Source organism: Bacteroides sp. An269 (genome assembly GCF_002159755.1).
GTDB lineage: Bacteria > Bacteroidota > Bacteroidia > Bacteroidales > Bacteroidaceae > Phocaeicola > Phocaeicola intestinalis.
Genome location: NZ_NFJG01000046.1, coordinates 1 through 20499, shown reverse-complemented (window position 1 = coordinate 20499; position 20499 = coordinate 1). Strand labels below are relative to the sequence as shown.

Sequence of the window (20499 nt, the reverse complement as noted above, 5' to 3'; positions counted from 1 at the left end):
TATCTGCGTTAATCTGCAGGAATCTGCGTTTCAATAATTAATTAAGATAAAATGGTGAAGAAATTAGCTTCTCTTTTATGCGGAGTATGTTGCCTGCTTTTAGCTTCGTGTGCGGCATCTCCGGAAAAAGTCCGTGAGAAGATAGACTTCAACGACGGCTGGCGTTTCCTGTTAGGAGACGAACCGCAAGCGGAAGAAGTCGGTTTTTCAGATGCGGACTGGCGTGCGCTCGACTTGCCTCATGATTGGGCGATAGAGGGCGACTTCAGTCAGGATAATCCGTCCGGTACAGGCGGAGGGGCTTTGCCCGGAGGCATCGGATGGTACCGTAAGACTTTCGTTCCCGATAAAGCCGATGCGGATAAGAAGTTCCGTATCGTGTTCGATGGGGTCTATATGAATTCGGAAGTATTTCTTAACGGTGTATCTCTGGGGCATCGTCCGTATGGATACATTACTTTCAGTTACGACCTTACCCCGCATCTCAAGTGGGGCGAAAAGAATGTGCTTGCCGTGCGTGTGGACAATTCCGAACAGCCTAATTCACGCTGGTATTCGGGATGCGGCATTTACCGGAATGTATGGCTGGTGAAGACCGGTGCAGTGCATGTGGCTGAATGGGGAACGTATGCTACGGTGAGTGAGGTGAGTGATGCGCAGGCGGATTTGGATATTCAGACCCGTGTGGCAAATGAATCAGCTATGCCTGCTCAGGTGAAGGTGCATTCTTCTTTGCTGGATGCGGAAGGGCTTATCGTTGCAAGTGGAGAAACGGACTGTTTCGTAGAAGCTGGGAAGGAAACCGAGGTCTCGCAACAGCTAAAGGTCGGGAATCCCGAACGGTGGGATATTGATACACCTTATTTATATACCTTATTGACCGAAGTGGTACAAGAAGGGAAACAGGTCGACCGTTATGAAACGCCTGTAGGTATCCGTTCGTTTTCTTTTGATGCCGAAAAGGGATTTATCCTTAACGGAAGACCGATGAAGATAAACGGGGTATGCATGCATCACGATTTGGGATGCTTGGGAGCGGCGGTCAATGTGCGTGCCATGGAACGCCAGCTGGAAATCCTGAAAGAGATGGGATGCAACGGCATCCGGTGTTCGCACAATCCTCCTGCGCCCGAATTGCTCGACTTGTGCGACCGGATGGGGTTCATCGTCATGGATGAGGCGTTCGACATGTGGCGCAAGAAGAAGACTTCGCACGACTATGCCCGCTATTTCGATGAGTGGTATGAACGGGATTTGCGCGATTTCATCTTGCGCGACCGCAACCATCCCTCCATATTTATTTGGAGCATCGGCAACGAAGTGTTGGAGCAGTGGAGCGATGCCAAAGCCGATACGTTAAGTCTGGAAGAAGCGAACCTGATTCTGAACTTCGGGCATTCGGCGGATATGTTGGCAAAAGAAGGGGAGATGAGTGTCAATTCATTGCTGGCAAAGAGGCTGGCTGAGTTTGTAAAGGCACTCGACCCGACACGTCCCATTACGACCGGATGCAATGAACCGAATCCGGCAAACCATTTGTTCAAGTCGGGAGCTATGGACATTATCGGGTACAATTATCATAACGCGAATATTCCCGATGTGCCTAAGAATTTCCCCAACAAGCCTTTTATAATTACCGAAAGCAATTCGGCTCTTGCCACACGCGGGTATTACCGGATGCCGAGCGATAAGGTTACCGTTTGTCCCGACCGTTGGGACAAGCCGTATTACGACCCGACTTTCGCTTGCTCGGCATACGACAATTGCCATGTGCCTTGGGGAAACACGCATGAGGAAACCATAAAGCTGATTCGTGACAATGCTTTCATCAGCGGGCAATATGTGTGGACGGGATTCGACTATATCGGCGAGCCTACTCCTTACGGATGGCCTGCACGCAGCTCGTATTTCGGCATCGTCGACCTTGCCGGATTTCCGAAGGATGCCTATTACCTCTATCAGGCGGAGTGGTCGGACAAGCCTGTACTCCATCTTTTCCCGCACTGGAACTGGACGCCGGGACAGGATATTGATATGTGGTGCTATTACAACAATGCCGACGAGGTGGAACTTTTTGTCAACGGCAAGTCGCAAGGCGTGAAGGCGAAGACTCCTGATTGCCTGCATGCGGCATGGCGTGTCAAGTTCGAGCCGGGAAGCGTGAAGGTGGTGGCACGTAAAGAAGGCAAGGTAGTAGGCGAGAAAGAAATCCGTACAGCTGGAACCCCTGCCCAAATCCGCCTGACTCCCGACCGTTCCAACTTGTATGCTGATGGGCGTGACTTGAGTTTCGTAACGGTAGAGATTTTGGATAAGGATGGCAATCTGTGTCCGAACGCCGACAATTTGGTCCGTTTTCAGGTAGAAGGCAATGCCTTTATAGCCGGAGTGGATAACGGAAGCCCCATTTCGATGGAGCGGTTCAAGGACAATAAGCGCAAGGCTTTTTACGGCAAGTGCCTCGTGGTGTTGCAAAACACGGGAGATGCCGGAGGTGCCCGCCTGAAGGCGGTTTCCGATGGCTTGCGTGATGCAGAAGTATCGATAACAGCAGAATAAAATTATAAAACAGAAAACCATGAAAAAACAATTATTGACAATATGTGCAGGTGTGGCGTTATCCCTGTCTGCACCGATGGCGCAAACGGTGGAAACGCTTCCGGTGTATTTGGACGACAGCCAGCCGATAGAAGCGCGCGTGCAGGATGCCTTGAGCCGGATGACGGTAGAGGAAAAGGCACGCCTGAGTTATGCGCAGGGAAAATTCAGTTCGCCCGGATGTCCGCGTCTGGGCATTCCTGAACTGTGGTATTCCGACGGCCCTCACGGGGTACGTGCCGAAATCAATTGGAACGACTGGGGATATGCCGGATGGACCAGCGACAGTTGTACGGCTTTTCCGGCATTGACATGCCTTGCTGCTACATGGAATCTTGAACTTTCGGGCAAATACGGAAAAGCATTGGGCGAAGAAGCCTTATATCGTGGCAAGGACGTGCAGCTGGGACCGGGCGTGAACATATACCGCACGCCTTTGAACGGACGTAATTTTGAATATATGGGCGAAGACCCCTATCTCGCCGCCGAGATGTGTGTGCCTTACATTCAGGAGTTGCAGAAGAACGGAGTAGCGGCTTGCGTGAAACATTACGCGCTCAACAATCAGGAATTGTGGCGCGGGCATATCGATGTGGAGGTGAGCGACCGTGCCTTGTACGAAATCTATCTGCCTGCATTCAAGGCGGCGGTAGAGCGGGGCGGGGCATGGAGCATCATGGGATCTTATAATAAAGTACGCGGTACGCACGCCACGCATCACAAGCTTTTGAATAATGACATTCTGAAAGGCGAATGGAAGTTCGACGGGTGTGTGGTGACCGACTGGGGAGCGGCACACGATACGTACGAAGCCGCCATGTACGGGCTTGACCTCGAAATGGGCTCTTACACCAACGGATTGACCTCGGAGTCGGAGTTCGGTTATGATGACTATTATTTGGGTAAAGCTTACTTGAAGATGATAAAAGAAGGCAAGATTCCGATGGAGGTGGTCGATGACAAGGCAGGGCGCGTGCTCCGTCTGATTTTCCGCACGGCGATGAACCGCAAAAAGTCTTTCGGCTCGATGGCTTCGCCGGCGCATTATCAGGTGGCATACGAAGTGGCAACCGAGGGGACAGTGCTCCTGAAGAACGGAAACGGGAAGAAACAGGCAGGCTTGCTTCCGGTTGTTCCCGGCGCGTATAAAAACATCCTTGTGGTAGGCGACAATGCGGTGCGCAACCTGATGCAGGGAGGAGGCTCTTCGGAACTGAAGCCCAAAGATTTCATTTCTCCCTTGGACGGTTTGCGTAAAAAGTACGGCAATGTGACGTATGCGCAAGGTTATAAGGCAGGGCGTCCGATGTATGGCAATGTGGAAGAGATTCCGCAGGCGGTGATGGATTCGTTGCGTGAGGATGCCGTGGCAAAGGCGAAGGAAGCCGACTTGGTCATTTATGTAGGCGGACTGAACAAGAACCATCAGCAGGATTGCGAGGCGGGCGACCGCATTACCTATAACTTGCCTTTCGGGCAAGATGAACTGATTCGTTCGTTGCTCGGAGTGAATAAGAATATGGTAGTCGTTTTGATAAGCGGGAATGCGGTGGCGATGCCGTGGCTCGATGACGTTCCGTCTGTGGTGCAGACTTGGTATTTGGGTACGATTACCGGAAATGCGTTGGCAGATGTGCTGAGCGGCGAAGTCAATCCCAGTGGGAAACTTCCTTTCTCTTACCCTGTGAAACTGGAAGACTGCCCAGCCCACGCTTTCGATGCGCTTTGCTATCCGGGCGACAGCATCCGTGAAGTATATAAGGAAGACATTCTTGTGGGGTACCGCTGGTATGACACCAAGAAAATTGAACCGATGTTCCCGTTCGGCTATGGGATGAGTTACACGACTTTCGAATACGGCAAACCGGCGGTTTCGGCTAAGGCGATGAATCAAGACGGAAGCCTTACGGTTTCGGTAAAAGTAAAGAATACGGGAACGGTAGCCGGCAAGGAGATTGTCCAGCTTTACATCGGCGACGAGAAGTGCTCCGTGTTTCGTCCTGTAAAGGAGCTGAAAGGCTTCCGAAAAGTGGCTCTTCGTCCGGGTGAAGAAAAAGAAGTGACTTTCACCGTTACTCCCGATGCTTTGAAATTCTTCGATGATAAGCGTCACGAATGGGTAGCGGAGCCGGGTAAGTTCAAGGCGTATATCGGCGCATCGTCTGCGGATATACGCGGTACGGTTTCGTTCGAACTGCTGTAAGTCTTTTGAGGATAATAGATCGGACGCAAAATATAAAGTCAAGGATGTTATGTTTTTTGGCTTTTGCAGAAGCAAAAATAAAAACTCTGTGTCTTTGTATCTTTGCGTTCGATTTATTTTTCTAACTTTGCATCCTCAAAAAAGAAGATAATGGCAGAAGTACGAAGAACGACGCGCATCCCGAAGGCTGTAAAGACCAAGCCGGTGGATGAATATGGACATCTCCAGCCTCAGGCACCCGAGCTGGAAGAAGCGGTATTGGGGGCATTGATGATTGAAAAGGATGCTTATTCACTGGTGAGTGAAATATTGCGTCCTGAATCATTTTATGAACATCGTAATCAGCTGATTTATGCAGCTATAACTGACCTTGCTATCCAACAGAAGCCGATTGATATTCTTACGGTGACCGAGCAGCTGCGTTCAAGAGGCAATCTGGAAGAGGTGGGAGGACCTTTTTATATCACCCAGCTTAGTGGTAAAGTGGCTTCGTCTGCCCATATCGAATACCATGCACGTATTATCGCTCAGAAATTTCTGGCACGTGAATTGATATCATTCACCAGCGCCATTCAGACCAAAGCTTTCGATGAAACACAGGATGTAGACGACTTGATGCAGGAGGCCGAAGGAAAGCTCTTTGAGATTTCCCAGCAAAATATGAAGAAGGACTACACACAGATTAATCCTGTCATTCAAGAAGCATATGAAATGTTGCAGAAAGCAGCAGCACGTACAGATGGTCTGAGCGGTTTGTCCAGTGGCTTTCACCAACTTGATAAAATGACGTCAGGATGGCAGAATTCCGACCTTATCATTATTGCAGCCCGTCCGGCAATGGGAAAGACGGCGTTTGTACTTTCGATGGCGAAAAATATGGCGGTCAATAATAAAGTTCCTGTTGCTTTGTTTTCGCTCGAAATGAGTAACGTACAGCTGGTGAACCGTTTGATAGTGAATGTATGTGAAATACCTGGTGAGAAAATCAAGAGCGGGCAATTGGCTCCTTATGAATGGGGACAGCTTGATTATAAAATAAAAGAATTGTATGATGCTCCGCTTTATGTGGATGATACACCTTCGCTTTCTGTTTTCGAATTGCGGACTAAGGCACGGAGATTGGTGCGTGAACACGATGTGAAAGTGATTATTATCGACTATCTTCAGTTAATGAATGCCAGTGGTATGTCGTATGGAAGTCGACAGGAAGAGGTGAGTACAATCTCCCGTTCGCTTAAGGGACTGGCAAAGGAATTGAATATTCCTATTATTGCATTGAGTCAGCTGAATCGTGGTGTAGAAAACCGTGAAGGCATTGATGGTAAGCGTCCTCAGTTGAGCGATTTGCGGGAATCAGGAGCCATCGAGCAGGATGCAGATATGGTGTGTTTTATCCACCGCCCTGAATATTACAAGATTTATCAGGACGAGAAAGGTAATGATTTGCATGGAATGGCAGAGATTATCATTGCCAAGCACCGTAATGGTGCCGTCGGAGATGTGCTTCTCCGTTTCCGGGCAGAGTATGCACGTTTTCAGAATCCTGATGATGACCTGATTGTGCCTATGCCAGGAGAGGAACATACTTCGCCAGTACTTCGTTCGAAGATAAATAGTGGTGGAAGCCAAGGATATATGCCTCCTACTCCTGCTGATATACCTCCTCAGTCGGAGAATCCCTTTGGTGCTCCTATGCCTGATGTCCCGTTTTGAAAATTGGAATGAATCCCCCAATTGTCCAAAGCACACACGAAAACGGAAACATCAAGACGGGAAAAGCTTTTTGTAGAGATTCAAAACAGTTTCTAGGTCTTGGATAATTTTGATGAACAAGAATATATAGGATATAAATATGAAGTCGGATATAGAAATAGCACGCAGCATCGAGCTGAAGAAAATCAAGCAGGTGGCTTGGAGTTACGGGTTACCCGGAGATGAGATTTTGAACTACGGGCGATACATTGCCAAAGTGCCCGAAACATTGATAGATGAAGAGAAGGTAAAGCGGAGCAACTTGATACTGGTGACAGCCATCACGCCCACCAAGGCCGGTATCGGAAAGACTACGGTTTCTATTGGACTTGCCTTGGGGTTGAATCGCATTGGACGGAAAGCCATCTGTGCCTTACGTGAGCCATCGCTTGGTCCTTGTTTCGGAATGAAAGGCGGTGCTGCTGGAGGTGGCTACGCACAGGTGCTCCCGATGGACAAAATCAATCTTCATTTTACGGGTGATTTCCATGCCATTACCTCGGCACATAATATGATTGCTGCCTTGTTGGATAACTATATGTATCAGAACCGCGATAACGGCTTTGCCATGAAGGAAGTGCTGTGGAATCGTGTGTTGGATGTGAACGACCGTGGTTTGCGTTATATCGTGACGGGATTGGGAGGAAAAACCAATGGCATTACCCGGGAGTCAAGTTTTGATATCACTCCGGCATCTGAAATCATGGCTATCCTTTGCCTGGCAACAGATGAGGCGGATTTGCGTCGTCGTATCGAGAATATTTTGCTGGGTTTCACCGTTGATAACAAACCTTTTACGGTGAAAGACTTGGGAGTGGCAGGAGCTATTACCGTATTGCTGAAGGATGCCATAGCCCCCAACTTGGTGCAGACCACTGAGCACACACCGGCATTTGTTCATGGGGGACCTTTTGCCAACATTGCTCACGGTTGTAATTCCATCTTGGCCACCAAGTTGGCGATGACCTTCGGCGACTACGTGATTACGGAAGCCGGATTCGGTGCGGATTTGGGAGCAGAGAAATTTTACGATATCAAGTGCCGTAAGTCGGGCTTGCAACCCAAGCTGACCGTTATTGTAGCTACGGCGCAGGGATTGAAAATGCACGGCGGCGTGAGTCTTGACAAAATCAAGGAGCCAGATTTGGAAGGATTGGAAAAAGGCTTTGCCAATCTTGACAAGCATATTGAGAACCTGCGCTCGTTCGGTCAGACGATTGTAGTGGCATTTAACCGTTACGCCAACGATACGGAAGAGGAAATTGAAGCTATCCGTCGCCATTGTACCACGATGGGTGTGGGTTTTGCCGTTAACAATGCTTTTACCGAAGGTGGAGCCGGAGCTATGGAATTGGCAGAGCTGATAGTGGACACCATTGAGAACAAACCTTCACAGCCTCTGCGCCTTGCATATGAGGACACCGATAGCATCGAGGAAAAGATAGAGAAAGTGGCTTGCAACTTGTATGGTGCCGCTGAAGTGACTTACAGCATCACGGCGCGCAAGAAAATCAAGATAGCTGAAGCACTGGGTTATGAGAAATTCCCCATCTGTATTGCCAAGACTCAGTATTCGTTTTCCACTGACCCCAAGCTCTATGGTGTGGCGAAGGACTTTGAGTTTCATGTGCGTGACATTGTTCTTAATGCCGGTGCTGAGATGCTGGTGGTGATAGCTGGCGAGATTATGCGTATGCCGGGATTGCCCAAAGAGCCGCAAGCCCTACACATTGATATTGTGAATGGAGAGATAGAAGGATTGTCGTGAGTGTCTTATTTATGACTATTGTTTTTTCCTTGTGAATGTCCTATTCCGCCAATAAATATGTCTGCAAAACGAAGATATACTTCATCGGCAATTTCAAATAACTGCTACAGCCCACGAAGATAACTGAAAAGGCAAAGTAAGATATCTTCATTGGGCGTGTCATTATTTTACCTGCAATCTGTATAAATTATGAACAAACGAAATATATTCATAGCCGGAGTCGTAGCTGTTGTGCTGGCGGTTGGCGGGACTTTTTATTATATGCATCATATGGCGCAACCGTTGGACGAAGTTGCGGTAACTGATTCGGTAGAAGTCGACAATATCGTGCGGAAATATGGGATACCTGTTTCGCTTTACGACATTAAGTACGGACTTGTAGAACCGGGACAGAACCTCTCGATTATCTTGCGGAAGCATGGTTTGTCGGTAGGTGAAGTACACCGGCTTACCAAGAAAGCAGAAGGTGTATTCGATGTCCGTAAGGTAAAAGATGGGCAGGCATACGCCGTTTTTACGACCCGCGATAGCATTCCACAGACGGTGTACTTTGTTTACGAGGAAAGTCCGAAGTCATATATCGTCTTTGACCTGAAAGGTGATTACGGTGTGAAGCGCGGTGAAAATCCAGTGACGTGGGAGCGTAAGACTGTAGGAGGAAGGGTAAAAACATCGTTGTGGGTGGCGATGCAGCAGTGCGGAACCTCCCCGCAGCTTGCCCTTGACCTTTCGAATATCTTCGGCTGGAGCATTGACTTTTTCGGGTTGCAAAAAGAAGACGAGTTCCGTGTGTGGTATGAACAGGAAACCGTAGAAGGAAGGGAATTGCAGAACTTCCGTGTGCTGGCAGCCTCATTTTCGCACGAAGATAGTGTGTATTATGCTATTCCCTTTGTGCAGGATGGTGAGGAATTGTATTACAATGCTGACGGGAATAGCCTGGAGGGTGAGTTCTTGAAGGCTCCGTTGGATTATTATCGCATCTCGTCACGCTTTTCGAATAGCCGATTCCATCCGGTATTGCGCCGTTATCGTGCCCATCATGGTGTGGATTATGCTGCTCCGAAGGGTACGCCTGTGTATGCTATAGGCAAGGGAAAGGTGATAGCTAAAGCTTACCAGGCGGGTGGGGCAGGAAACTACCTGAAGATTCGTCACAATAGCCGCTATACTACCACTTATATGCATCTCTCGGGATTTGCTAAAGGAATCCAGGTGGGCTCGGAAGTAAAGCAGAAAGAAGTGATTGGCTACGTTGGGAGCACGGGGTTGTCTACTGGGCCACACCTTGATTTCCGTGTTTATGATAATGGTACCCCCGTTAATCCTCTTACTATCAAGTCGCAACCTAAAAAGCCTGTAAGTGAGGATAATAAGGAACAATTTGCCGTTGTGCGCGATTCGTTGCTGCAAATACTTGATGGGATAAAAGTGCATTGAAAGTAACAGGCTCTAAAAGATTGATAGGATATTGGAAGCGAGAGATTTGATTTGATACTTCAATTATTATTGTTTGAAACTTTTGTCAATAATGAAAAAAGTTGTATCTTTGCGCACACGTGTCATATTGGTTGATATGCAGGGACAAATTAGATTAAAAAGTAATGTTTTGAATAGGTAAGGAGTCAGAACTTTTTATACAAATTAAATAATGAGTAATTGATATGCTTATAGCTGTAGATTTTGATGGAACTATTGTAGAGCATAAATATCCCGCCATTGGTGCAGAGATACCTTTTGCTATTGAAACTCTAAAAAAGCTGGCTGCGGAAAAGCATAAGCTGATTCTTTGGAGTGTGCGTGAAGGGAAGCTTTTGGATGAGGCCGTTGAATTTTGCCGCCAGCGGGGATTGGTCTTTTATGCAGTCAACCGTGACTATCCGGAGGAAGAAAAGCAACAGAACAATCATTATTCGCGCAAATTGAAAGTGGATTTGTTCATAGATGACCGTAATTTGGGAGGATTGCCTGATTGGGGCACTATTTATGAAATGGTAACCAAGCGTCTTTCGTATGAAGATTTGTTGGATCGCTACGAAACGGACGAACAGGATGACAAGAAATCACGAAAGGGCTTTTTGAAAAGATTGTTTACTTAAACAATAATGTCGGGCTGATACAGTGACTAAGTATTATTGGAAAAATAGAGGCAATTAATATTTTTAAAGAACATAAGATGAAACTCAAACAAACACTTTTCGCATTTGCTATTATGGCATTGCTGGCAGGATGTACCTCTTATAAAAGTGTACCTTACTTGCAGAATCCTGAAATTGTAAATGAACTGGGAACGGAAATCCCCCTTTATGATGCGAAAATCATGCCTAAAGATTTGTTAAGTATTACAGTGAATACGACTGATCCTCAGGCGGCTGCTCCATTTAATTTGACTGTGCAGACTCCTTTGAATGCGGCGTTGACTAATATCAACACGACTACCCAGCCAACCTTGCAACAATATCTTGTAAGCAATCAGGGAGAAATTGATTTTCCAGTCCTCGGAAGGTTGAAAGTAGGAGGGTTGACTAAGAATGAAGCGGAGAATATGATTCGCGAACGGTTGAAACCTTATCTGAAAGAAGCTCCGATTGTAACCGTCCGTATGGCAAATTATAAGATATCAGTGTTGGGTGAAGTTGCACGCCCTGGTTCTTTTACGGTTAGTAACGAAAAGGTTAATGTGTTGGAAGCTCTTGCTATGGCAGGGGATATGACGGTTTACGGTGTACGTACGAATGTGAAGCTGATTCGTGAAGAACCCAATGGCAAACGGGAAATCGTAGAGCTTGATTTGACGAAAAGTGACATCGTCCTTTCACCTTATTTCTATCTCCGGCAAAATGATGTCATTTATGTTACTCCCAATAAGACAAAGGCGAAAAACTCAGATATCGGTAATACGACCACTACGGTTATATCGGCAACTTCAATCTTGGTATCTATCGCAAGTTTGCTAGTCAATATTCTCAATTAATTCAACGGATAAAAAAGTTAGAAAAAAACATCTATGGAAGAACAAAACATCAATGAACAAAACAAAGAAGAAAATGCTATCAATCTATATGCTATTTTTTTCAAATACCTTGCTTATTGGCCGTGGTTTGTCATAAGTGTAATTGTCTGTTTGATATTGGCTTTCCTTTATCTGCGCTATCAGGCGCCAGTATACAATGTTACGGCGGCTGTTTTAATTAAAGAAGAAGAACAAAAAGGTAGTACTTCTGCTACATCGCCTTTGGCTGCTATACAAGACCTTGGAATGTTTTCCATGACTAATAATTTTGATAATGAGGTGGAAATTCTGCATTCACGTACTCTTATCAAAAAAGCAGTAAATGAATTACGGTTGTATATCAGTATAGCCGAAGACCGCATGAGCGGTTATAATATTCCTTTGTATAAGACTTCTCCTGTCAATGTTTTCATGACGCCTGAAGAAGCTGATAAATTGAAGGCACCTGTTAAGCTGAAAATGAAATATACGCTTGATGGCAAATTGAATGTGGAGGCCGAATACACTCTTGAAGAAGAAGAGGAAGAAATCAGTAAAACATTTGATAAACTTCCGGCTGTACTTCCAACTCCTGTCGGAGTGGTGAACTTCGTTAAAAACGACTCGCTTCCAGAGCCTATGGAAGAAGATATGAGACTGGTTGCGTATATTAATGCTCCGACGTCTACCGCGAATGGATATATGGAGAACCTGACCGTGGAAGCGACTTCGAAAACCACAACAATAGCTCAAATCGGAATACAGAATACGGATAAACAACGTGCTGTGGATTTTATCAATTGCCTGGTGGCTTTCTATAACCGCGATGCAAATGATGAAAAAAATGAAGTGGCACAGAAAACAGCTGAATTTATTGAAGAACGCATTGGAATTATCAATCGCGAATTGGGTACTGCAGAGACAGAATTGGCTGATTTTAAACAGCGTTCGGGATTGACAGATCTTACCAGTGATGCGCAATTGGCTTTGGAAGAAAGTTCTAAGTATGGACAGCAGCGTGTAGAAAATGCTACGCAAATCCAGCTGGTAGAATTCTTGAAGAATTACATAAATGATCCTCAAAACAATGGAGAGGTTATCCCTTCAAATGTCGGGTTGCAGGATCAGAACCTTTCATCGGTAATTGACCAGTATAATACGATGATTATCGAACGTAACCGTTTGTTACGTACTTCTTCTGAAAGTAACCCTGCTGTTATTAATATGAATGCGGGGATAGAAGCCATGCGGCATAGTGTTCAGACTACTGTTGAAAGTGTATTGAAAGGTCTGAATATTGCAAAAATAGACATAGACCGTCAGGCACGTAAATTTGAAGGACGCATCAGTAATGCTCCTTTGCAGGAGAAAGAGTTCCTGAGCATTGCCCGTCAGCAGGAAATCAAGGCGGCACTTTATACGATGCTTTTGCAAAAGCGTGAGGAAAATGCTATAACCCTTGCGGCTACAGCCAATAACGGGCGGATTATTGAAGATGCTTTGGCAGATAAGGATCCTGTTTCTCCGAAAAAGAAAATCATCGCACTTGCCGCATTGATTTTGGGATTGGGAATTCCTGTCGGAATTATTTATCTGCGTGACATGTTGAAGTACAAAATTGAAAACCGTGAAGATGTAGAACACTTGACAGATATTCCTATTATTGCAGAACTTCCACGCTGCAAAAAACCGGAAAAAGGAGCGATTGTTGTACGGGAGAATAAAAACGATATTATGGAAGAAACATTTCGTGGCTTGCGTACCAATTTACTCTTCATGTTGCCTAAAGATAAAAAAGTGATTCTCTTTTCTTCTACTCAGCCAGGTGAAGGTAAATCGTTTGTTGCCGGCAATACAGCTGTCAGTCTTGCTTTCTTAGGAAAGAAAACGATTATTGTAGGTATGGATATCCGTAAGCCGGGATTGAATAAGGTATTCAATCTTTCTCGTCGTGCAGAAGGTATTACTAATTATTTGGCGGATCCGGATCATGTGAATATTTTCGATATGATTCAACATTCGGATATTAGCGAGAATTTAGATATCTTGCCAGGTGGTCCTGTTCCACCCAATCCGACAGAACTGGTGGCTCGTGATGTTCTGGACCGGGCTATCGAGCAGTTAAAGCAGCGTTATGATTATATAATTCTGGATACTGCGCCGATTGCCATGGTTACTGATACTGCGATTATCGGACGTGTGGCAGACATGTGTGTGTATGTTTGCCGTGCAGATGTGACCCCGAAGGCTGGGTATCGGTATATTAATGTTTTGCGTGATGAGAAGAAATTCCCTGTACTTGCCACTGTTATTAATGACATAGACATGAGCAAACGGAAAAACAGCTATGGTTATGGATATGGTGCAAAGTACGGATATGGTGGCAAGGCATATGGCTATGGTTATGGATACGGATATGGATATTCCGAAGCCCAAAAGCAAAAAAGCAACAAATAATTAAGAATTATAATCAACACTTATACGCATGTCGCATCAGTTTACACTTTTCTGCATGTATTCTTCGCAGAGTAATGTAAACTGGTGCGATTTTGTCTTTAAATCGTTATTATTATGAAAGATTTGAAAATAGCAGTGGCCGGGACAGGCTATGTAGGCCTTTCTATTGCCACACTGCTGAGTCAGCACCACCAGGTCACGGCGGTTGATATCGTTCCGGAAAAAGTGGAATTGATTAATCAGCGGAAATCACCCATTCAGGATGATTACATAGAAAAATACCTGTTGGAGAAAAAACTGAACCTTACTGCTACATTGGATGGGGTTAAAGCATATAGTGATGCTGATTTTGTGATTATTGCAGCTCCGACCAATTATGACCCGATAAAGAACTATTTCGATACCAGCCATGTAGAAGAAGTCATTAAGTTGGTTATGCAGGTCAATCCGGATGCGATTATGGTCATTAAGAGTACGATACCAGTAGGATATACCGAAAACATCCGTAAGAAGTTGGGAAATAATAACATCATATTTTCTCCCGAATTTCTGCGGGAAAGCAAAGCGCTTTATGATAATCTTTACCCTAGCCGCATCATTGTGGGACGTCCTGAAGGAGACGCCCGTTTGGACAAAGCTGCACATACTTTTGCCGCTTTACTTCAGGAAGGTGCTCTTAAAGAGAATATTGATACATTGTTCATGGGATTGACAGAGGCGGAAGCCGTGAAACTGTTTGCCAATACTTACCTGGCTTTAAGGGTATCATACTTTAATGAATTGGATACTTATGCTGAAATGAAAGGATTGGATACAAAGGCGATAATCAATGGGGTCTGTCTGGATCCGCGCATTGGAAGTCATTATAATAATCCAAGTTTTGGCTATGGAGGTTATTGCCTGCCTAAAGATACCAAACAGCTTCTTGCCAACTATGCGGATGTGCCTGAAAATTTGATACAGGCAATAGTGGAAAGCAATCGTACACGTAAGGATTTTGTTGCCGATAGAGTCTTGCATAAGGCAGGATATTACGATTATTATAACCGGAGTGATTATAATCCTGATGAAGAACGGCAATGTACAATAGGTGTTTTTCGTCTTACAATGAAAAGCCATAGTGATAATTTTCGGCAAAGCAGTATCCAAGGGGTCATGAAACGTGTGAAGGCTAAAGGTGCAATTGTAATAATTTATGAGCCGACCTTGAAAGATGGGAGCACTTTTTTTGGAAGCCGGGTTGTAAATGATTTGGAACTTTTCAAGCGCCAGAGCCAGGCTATTATTGCTAATCGCTATGATGCATGTCTTGACGATGTCCGGTATAAAGTGTATACTCGTGATATTTTTCGGAGAGACTGACTGATAGTAACACATCTGTTTGGCTTTTACAGAAATAAAGATTACCTTTGTCCGAAAAGATTTTGGAATTATGAGAAAAGTAGCATTAATCACCGGTATAACAGGACAAGACGGTTCTTACCTTGCTGAGTTTTTGATAGAGAAAGGCTATGAAGTGCATGGTATTTTACGCCGTTCTTCGTCATTCAATACAGGACGTATCGAGCATTTGTATCTGGACGAATGGGTACGTGATATGAAGAAAAACCGTTTGGTGAATCTTCATTGGGGCGATATGACAGATTCCAGTTCGTTGATTCGTATCATCAGTGACATTCATCCTACGGAAATCTATAATCTGGCAGCACAGAGCCACGTAAAGGTCTCTTTTGATGTACCTGAATACACAGCCGAGGCTGATGCCATCGGCACGCTTCGTTTATTAGAGGCGGTTCGAATCTGCGGACTCGACAAAACTTGCCGTATTTATCAGGCTTCCACATCTGAACTTTTTGGAAAGGTTCAGGAAATTCCCCAAAAAGAAACGACTCCTTTTTATCCGCGTTCACCCTATGGAGTGGCAAAGCAGTATGGTTTTTGGATAACGAAAAACTATCGTGAAAGTTATGGTATGTTTGCTGTAAACGGTATCCTGTTCAATCATGAAAGTGAGCGGCGTGGAGAAAATTTCGTGACACGTAAGATTACGCTTGCGGCTGCACGTATCAAGCAAGGGTTCCAAGATAAACTGTATTTAGGCAATCTTGACGCGAAACGTGATTGGGGATATGCTAAAGATTATGTAGAATGCATGTGGCTTATCCTCCAGAATGATAAACCAGAAGACTTTGTGATAGCAACCGGCGAGATGCATACGGTACGAGAGTTCTGTACGCTGGCATTCCATTACCTGGGTATTGATTTGGAATGGCAGGGAAGTGGTGTTGACGAAAAAGGTATTGACCGGGAAACAGGACGTGTATTGGTAGAAGTTGATCCGAAGTATTTCCGCCCGTGTGAAGTGGAGCAGCTTTTAGGAGATCCGACCAAGGCCAAAGAAACATTAGGCTGGAATCCGACAAAAACATCTTTCCCTGAGTTGGTACGTATAATGGCTGAGCATGACATGAAGTTTGTAAGGAAACTTCATCTGAAAGCAGAAATGGATAAAGAAGAATAATTTTAAGTTGACAAGGTGTCAGATAACGAATTGACAAGGATGTAATGGTATTTGACAGGTAATACCTCGTTTTCTGATACTTTGTCGGCTTGTCAACAAAAAAGAATATGTTGGACAAATCATCAAAAATATATGTTGCCGGACATCATGGATTAGTTGGATCGGCTATTTGGAATAATCTTCAGCAACGGGGGTATATGAACTTGGTAGGGCGTAGTCATAAGGAACTGGACCTGTTGGATGGAGTGGCTGTAAAACGTTTTTTCGATGAAGAACAGCCTGATGCTGTAGTATTGGCTGCCGCACATGTAGGAGGCATTATGGCGAACTTGCATTACCGTGCAGACTTTATTTACCAGAATCTTCAAATACAGCAGAATGTCATCGGTGAAAGCTTTCGTCATGGTGTCAAGAAGCTTCTGTTTTTGGGTAGTACCTGTATCTATCCGCGTGAAGCTCCCCAACCGATGAAGGAAGAAGTACTGCTCACTTCTCCTTTGGAATATACGAACGAACCTTATGCCATTGCTAAAATAGCCGGCTTAAAGATGTGTGAAAGTTTCAACTTGCAATATGGTACGAATTACATTGCCGTTATGCCTACAAACCTTTATGGACCAAATGACAACTTTCACTTGGAAAACAGTCATGTGCTTCCGGCAATGATTCGCAAGGTCTATCTTGCAAAGTGCCTGAATGAAGGCAAGTGGGATGCTGTGCGTAAAGACATAAACTTGCGCCCTGTAGAAGGAGTAAATGGAAATAATACGGACGAAGAAATCTTAGGAAAACTGGCAAAGTTTGGCATTGCGCCCGAAGCTGTAACTTTATGGGGTACAGGCAAGCCTTTGCGTGAGTTCCTGTGGAGTGAAGAGATGGCAGATGCCAGTGTACACGTATTATTGAATGTAGATTTTAAAGATACTTACAAGAATGGCGAGACAGAAATCCGTAATTGTCATATCAATGTAGGTACGGGCAAGGAACTGTCCATCCGGGAACTGGCTGAGAAGATTGTAAAAGAAATCGGCTTTAAGGGTGAGTTGCGTTGGGATTCTTCTAAGCCAGACGGAACGATGCGTAAGTTGACGGACGTAACGAAGCTTCATAGCTTGGGGTGGCATCATCAAGTGGAGATAGACGAGGGAATTCATCGTTTGTATGAATGGTATCTGAAGGGGATTTGTATCAACCATCAGACAATTTGATGTAATGGCATAACGATATAACACTTATTGCTGTCTGCTAACGCTTTTATCAGTGTTTGGCAGGCAGCAGTTTTTTTGTAACGCAAAGATTACGGATTTCTGATGCTGACCGTATGTCTTTACCTTCTGCTTTAAAAAGAGAAAAGCTACAGCTTCCCTTTAATGCATTGGAATGCCTCCAAGAAAATGAATGACCCGGTTCGCATGCAACGGTTTCTATGCTGATGTGATATTCATGTTCTGAAATAAGTTTAAATCACTTCATTTAATGATAAAATCTCTTTGAATTTTCGTTTATTACTGCCATTTTATTAAATTTGCCGCCACAAATTTATAGCAAGAAGAATGAAAAGGATAAGATTGTTTGTAACAGTATTGGCTATCGGGACTTTGTTATTCCAAAGTTGTGACGATAGCAAGACGTATGCTGAACTGAGAGATGATGAAATTGATGCAATCAATGCATGGATTAGTACGCACGATTATGAAATAATAAGCGAAAGCGAATTCTATGCCCAAGATACAATGACCAACGAGAATCAGTTTGTGCTTTTTGATGAAAGCGGTGTGTATATGAATATCGTGAAGAAAGGGCAGGGTACTTCTGTCTTGGCAGATGGGTCGTATTCCATACTTTCCCGTTATTTTGAGATTGCGATGCAGGATCGTGATGAACTGTTCAGTTTGGGTGATACGCTGACTGGTAATACGAATCTGTACAATTATCCGCTTTATTTTGTAAACTCATCGTGGTCGCTTCCAATGTATATGCTTCATCCCGAAGAATATAAGCTTACCATTGATGGTGATTCTTATTCGGCAGCTTTTACGCAGAGTTATATTATGTATTCCATTTACCAGACAACTTCGGTACCGACGGGCTGGTTATTGCCTTTGCGGTATGTAAAACCTTCGCGTACATCTTCGTCGACTGATGTGGCTCGTGTACGTCTGATAGTTCCTCACGCTGAAGGGACTAGAAATGCGAGCCGTTATGTATACCCGTGTTATTACGAGATTACTTATAATTTAGGTAAATAAGAAGGCAGGTGTGTCAGAATGGAATGGGATTATCAAAATGAACGTTGATTTTTGTTTTGGCACATCCGCCTTATGTTGTAATGTCTGTTCCGTTTGTCAGGGAGGACAACCCAAGACATTGCCTGAATGTTGGTGAGAAATTATAAACCCAAAAACTTAATAAACGATGACTTTGATAAAATCAATCTCCGGTATCAGGGGAACTATCGGGGGAAAAGCAGGAGAAGGGCTGACCCCGTTGGATATCGTAAAATTTACTTCTGCATACGCTACACTGATTCGTCGTATTTCTTCTTTACAAAGCAATCGCATTGTGGTGGGACGTGATGCCCGTGTATCGGGTGAGATGGTGCGGAAAGTGGTGTGTGGCACTTTGATGGGTATGGGTTTTGATGTCGTTGATATAGGATTGGCTTCTACTCCTACTACCGAATTGGCGGTGACGATGGCAAAAGCCTGTGGTGGAATTATTCTGACTGCCAGCCACAATCCGAAACCGTGGAATGCACTTAAATTGTTGAACGAACGTGGTGAGTTCTTGAATGCTGAAGAGGGGAAAGAAGTGCTCCGCATAGCCGAAGCAGAAGACTTTGAATACGCCGATATTGATTCGATAGGGCTCTATACGGAGGATTTGAGTTATGGTGAAAAGCATATCGAGCACGTCTTGTCTTTGCCTTTAGTAGATAGCAAGGCTATCCGTGAAGCAGGTTTTCGTGTCGCAATTGATTGTGTAAATTCGGTAGGTGGTATCATTCTTCCACAATTGCTGGAGCGTTTGGGAGTGGATTATGTAGAGAAATTGTATTGCGAACCTACAGGAATTTTCCAGCATAATCCTGAGCCCTTGGAGAAAAATCTAGGTGATATCATGCAGTTGATGCGGAAAAAAGAATTGGATGTGGCTTTTGTTGTAGACCCGGATGTAGATCGATTGGCTATGATTTGTGAAGATGGAACAATGTATGGCGAGGAGTATACGCTAGTTACAGTGGCCGATTATGTATTGAAGAATACACCGGGCAATACGGTATCCAATTTGAGTTCGACTCGTGCATTGCGGGATGTAACTGATAAATACGGGATGAAATATTATGCTTCGGCAGTAGGCGAAGTGAATGTGGTAGCAAAAATGAAAGAGACACATGCCGTAATCGGCGGTGAAGGTAACGGCGGTGTCATCTATCCGCCTGCCCATTATGGTCGGGATGCACTGGTAGGCATAGCTTTGTTCTTAAGTCATTTGGCTCATGAAGGCAAGAAGGTGAGTGAACTGCGTGCTTCTTATCCTACTTATTATATGGCGAAAAATCGTATAGATTTGACGCCGGATACTGATATTGATGCTATTTTGGAAAAAGTGAAGGACGTTTACCGTAATGAAGAGGTAAACGATATCGATGGGGTGAAGATTGATTTTGCTGACGGGTGGGTACACTTGCGTAAGAGCAATACCGAACCCATTATCCGTGTATATTCGGAAGCCCGCACTGCAGATGAAGCCGACCGTTTGGCGAAAACTGTTTGTGCAATCGCCTGTGAGAAAAATTGAAAAATGAATGTCCGTAAACAGTCAATACATACCCTTGAAAAATGAATATATACTTCATCGGCTGATGAATATATACTGCATTCACGGTTGAATATATACTTCATCGGCAGATGCAGTATTACTGCGTTTTCAACTCAGTCGAATTGGTTTATTACGGACATTCATAACTTGAAGTGCATTTGTTGCCCTATCGGCAGATATAATCTGATTTGAATACGGTCGTATAGTTTTTGTACGGCCGTATGTTTTTTCATAGACAATAAAAACGCACCTTTACAGGAGATATTTCTTGTCTGCGTCTTAGAAGCTGTTTTGAATTTCTCCAAAAAGTTTTTCTTGGCTTGATGTATCTGTTTTCGTGTGTGCTTTGGGCGATTTTTTGGTCCTTTTCGCTCCTGTTCTTCGTC

Annotated in this window: 14 protein-coding genes; 13 read left to right on the top strand and 1 reads right to left on the bottom strand. The window is 44.6% G+C overall.

The genetic code is table 11. From position 1 onward, the window contains the following. The first annotated feature begins 51 nt into the window (after positions 1-51). From B5F71_RS10220 to glmM, 13 genes are all read left to right on the top strand, one after another. Complete coding sequence (locus B5F71_RS10220) at positions 52-2559, top strand: glycoside hydrolase family 2 TIM barrel-domain containing protein (RefSeq protein WP_143269878.1); 2508 nt, start codon at positions 52-54, stop codon at positions 2557-2559. A 19-nt stretch (positions 2560-2578) separates the two neighbouring features. Then, positions 2579-4801 (top strand): glycoside hydrolase family 3 C-terminal domain-containing protein, encoded by a 2223-nt coding sequence (locus B5F71_RS10215; RefSeq protein ID WP_087209910.1) that lies wholly within the window; start codon positions 2579-2581, stop codon positions 4799-4801. Between the two features lie 150 nt (positions 4802-4951). Next, positions 4952-6514 (top strand): replicative DNA helicase, encoded by a 1563-nt coding sequence (gene dnaB / locus B5F71_RS10210; protein ID WP_087209908.1) that lies wholly within the window; start codon positions 4952-4954, stop codon positions 6512-6514. A 139-nt stretch (positions 6515-6653) separates the two neighbouring features. Next, positions 6654-8321 carry a formate--tetrahydrofolate ligase gene (locus tag B5F71_RS10205; protein ID WP_087209904.1) on the top strand — a complete coding sequence of 556 codons (1668 nt, stop codon included), beginning with the start codon at positions 6654-6656 and terminating at the stop codon, positions 8319-8321. A gap of 189 nt (positions 8322-8510) precedes the next feature. Then, the gene (locus B5F71_RS10200) at positions 8511-9761 is read left to right on the top strand and encodes a peptidoglycan DD-metalloendopeptidase family protein (protein ID WP_022040173.1); all 1251 of its coding nucleotides are present in this window, start codon (positions 8511-8513) and stop codon (positions 9759-9761) included. A 224-nt stretch (positions 9762-9985) separates the two neighbouring features. Further along, on the top strand, positions 9986-10420 hold the full coding sequence (locus B5F71_RS10195; RefSeq protein ID WP_087209902.1) for a hypothetical protein: 435 nt from the start codon (positions 9986-9988) through the stop codon (positions 10418-10420). Positions 10421-10497: 77 nt separating this feature from the next. After that, complete coding sequence (locus B5F71_RS10190; RefSeq protein ID WP_022040171.1) at positions 10498-11295, top strand: polysaccharide biosynthesis/export family protein; 798 nt, start codon at positions 10498-10500, stop codon at positions 11293-11295. Positions 11296-11328: 33 nt separating this feature from the next. Then, entirely contained in the window at positions 11329-13770 is a 2442-nt protein-coding gene (locus B5F71_RS10185) for a tyrosine-protein kinase family protein (RefSeq protein ID WP_087209900.1), read from the top strand. 114 nt (positions 13771-13884) lie between these two features. Then, entirely contained in the window at positions 13885-15132 is a 1248-nt protein-coding gene (locus B5F71_RS10180; RefSeq protein ID WP_275532081.1) for a nucleotide sugar dehydrogenase, read from the top strand. A gap of 70 nt (positions 15133-15202) precedes the next feature. Beyond that, positions 15203-16291 carry a GDP-mannose 4,6-dehydratase gene (gene gmd / locus B5F71_RS10175; RefSeq protein WP_022040168.1) on the top strand — a complete coding sequence of 363 codons (1089 nt, stop codon included), beginning with the start codon at positions 15203-15205 and terminating at the stop codon, positions 16289-16291. Positions 16292-16398: 107 nt separating this feature from the next. Further along, positions 16399-17499 carry a GDP-L-fucose synthase gene (locus B5F71_RS10170; RefSeq protein WP_087209894.1) on the top strand — a complete coding sequence of 367 codons (1101 nt, stop codon included), beginning with the start codon at positions 16399-16401 and terminating at the stop codon, positions 17497-17499. Positions 17500-17844: 345 nt separating this feature from the next. Further along, a complete protein-coding gene (locus tag B5F71_RS10165) occupies positions 17845-18540 on the top strand; it encodes a DUF4827 domain-containing protein (protein WP_022040166.1) in 696 nt (231 codons plus the stop codon). 166 nt (positions 18541-18706) lie between these two features. Next, positions 18707-20092 carry a phosphoglucosamine mutase gene (gene glmM / locus B5F71_RS10160; RefSeq protein ID WP_087209893.1) on the top strand — a complete coding sequence of 462 codons (1386 nt, stop codon included), beginning with the start codon at positions 18707-18709 and terminating at the stop codon, positions 20090-20092. A gap of 161 nt (positions 20093-20253) precedes the next feature. On the opposite strand, the gene B5F71_RS20255 is transcribed toward glmM, so the two are convergent. After that, positions 20254-20499 (bottom strand): hypothetical protein (locus B5F71_RS20255; protein WP_158098072.1); only part of this gene is annotated, 246 nt, incomplete at its 5' end.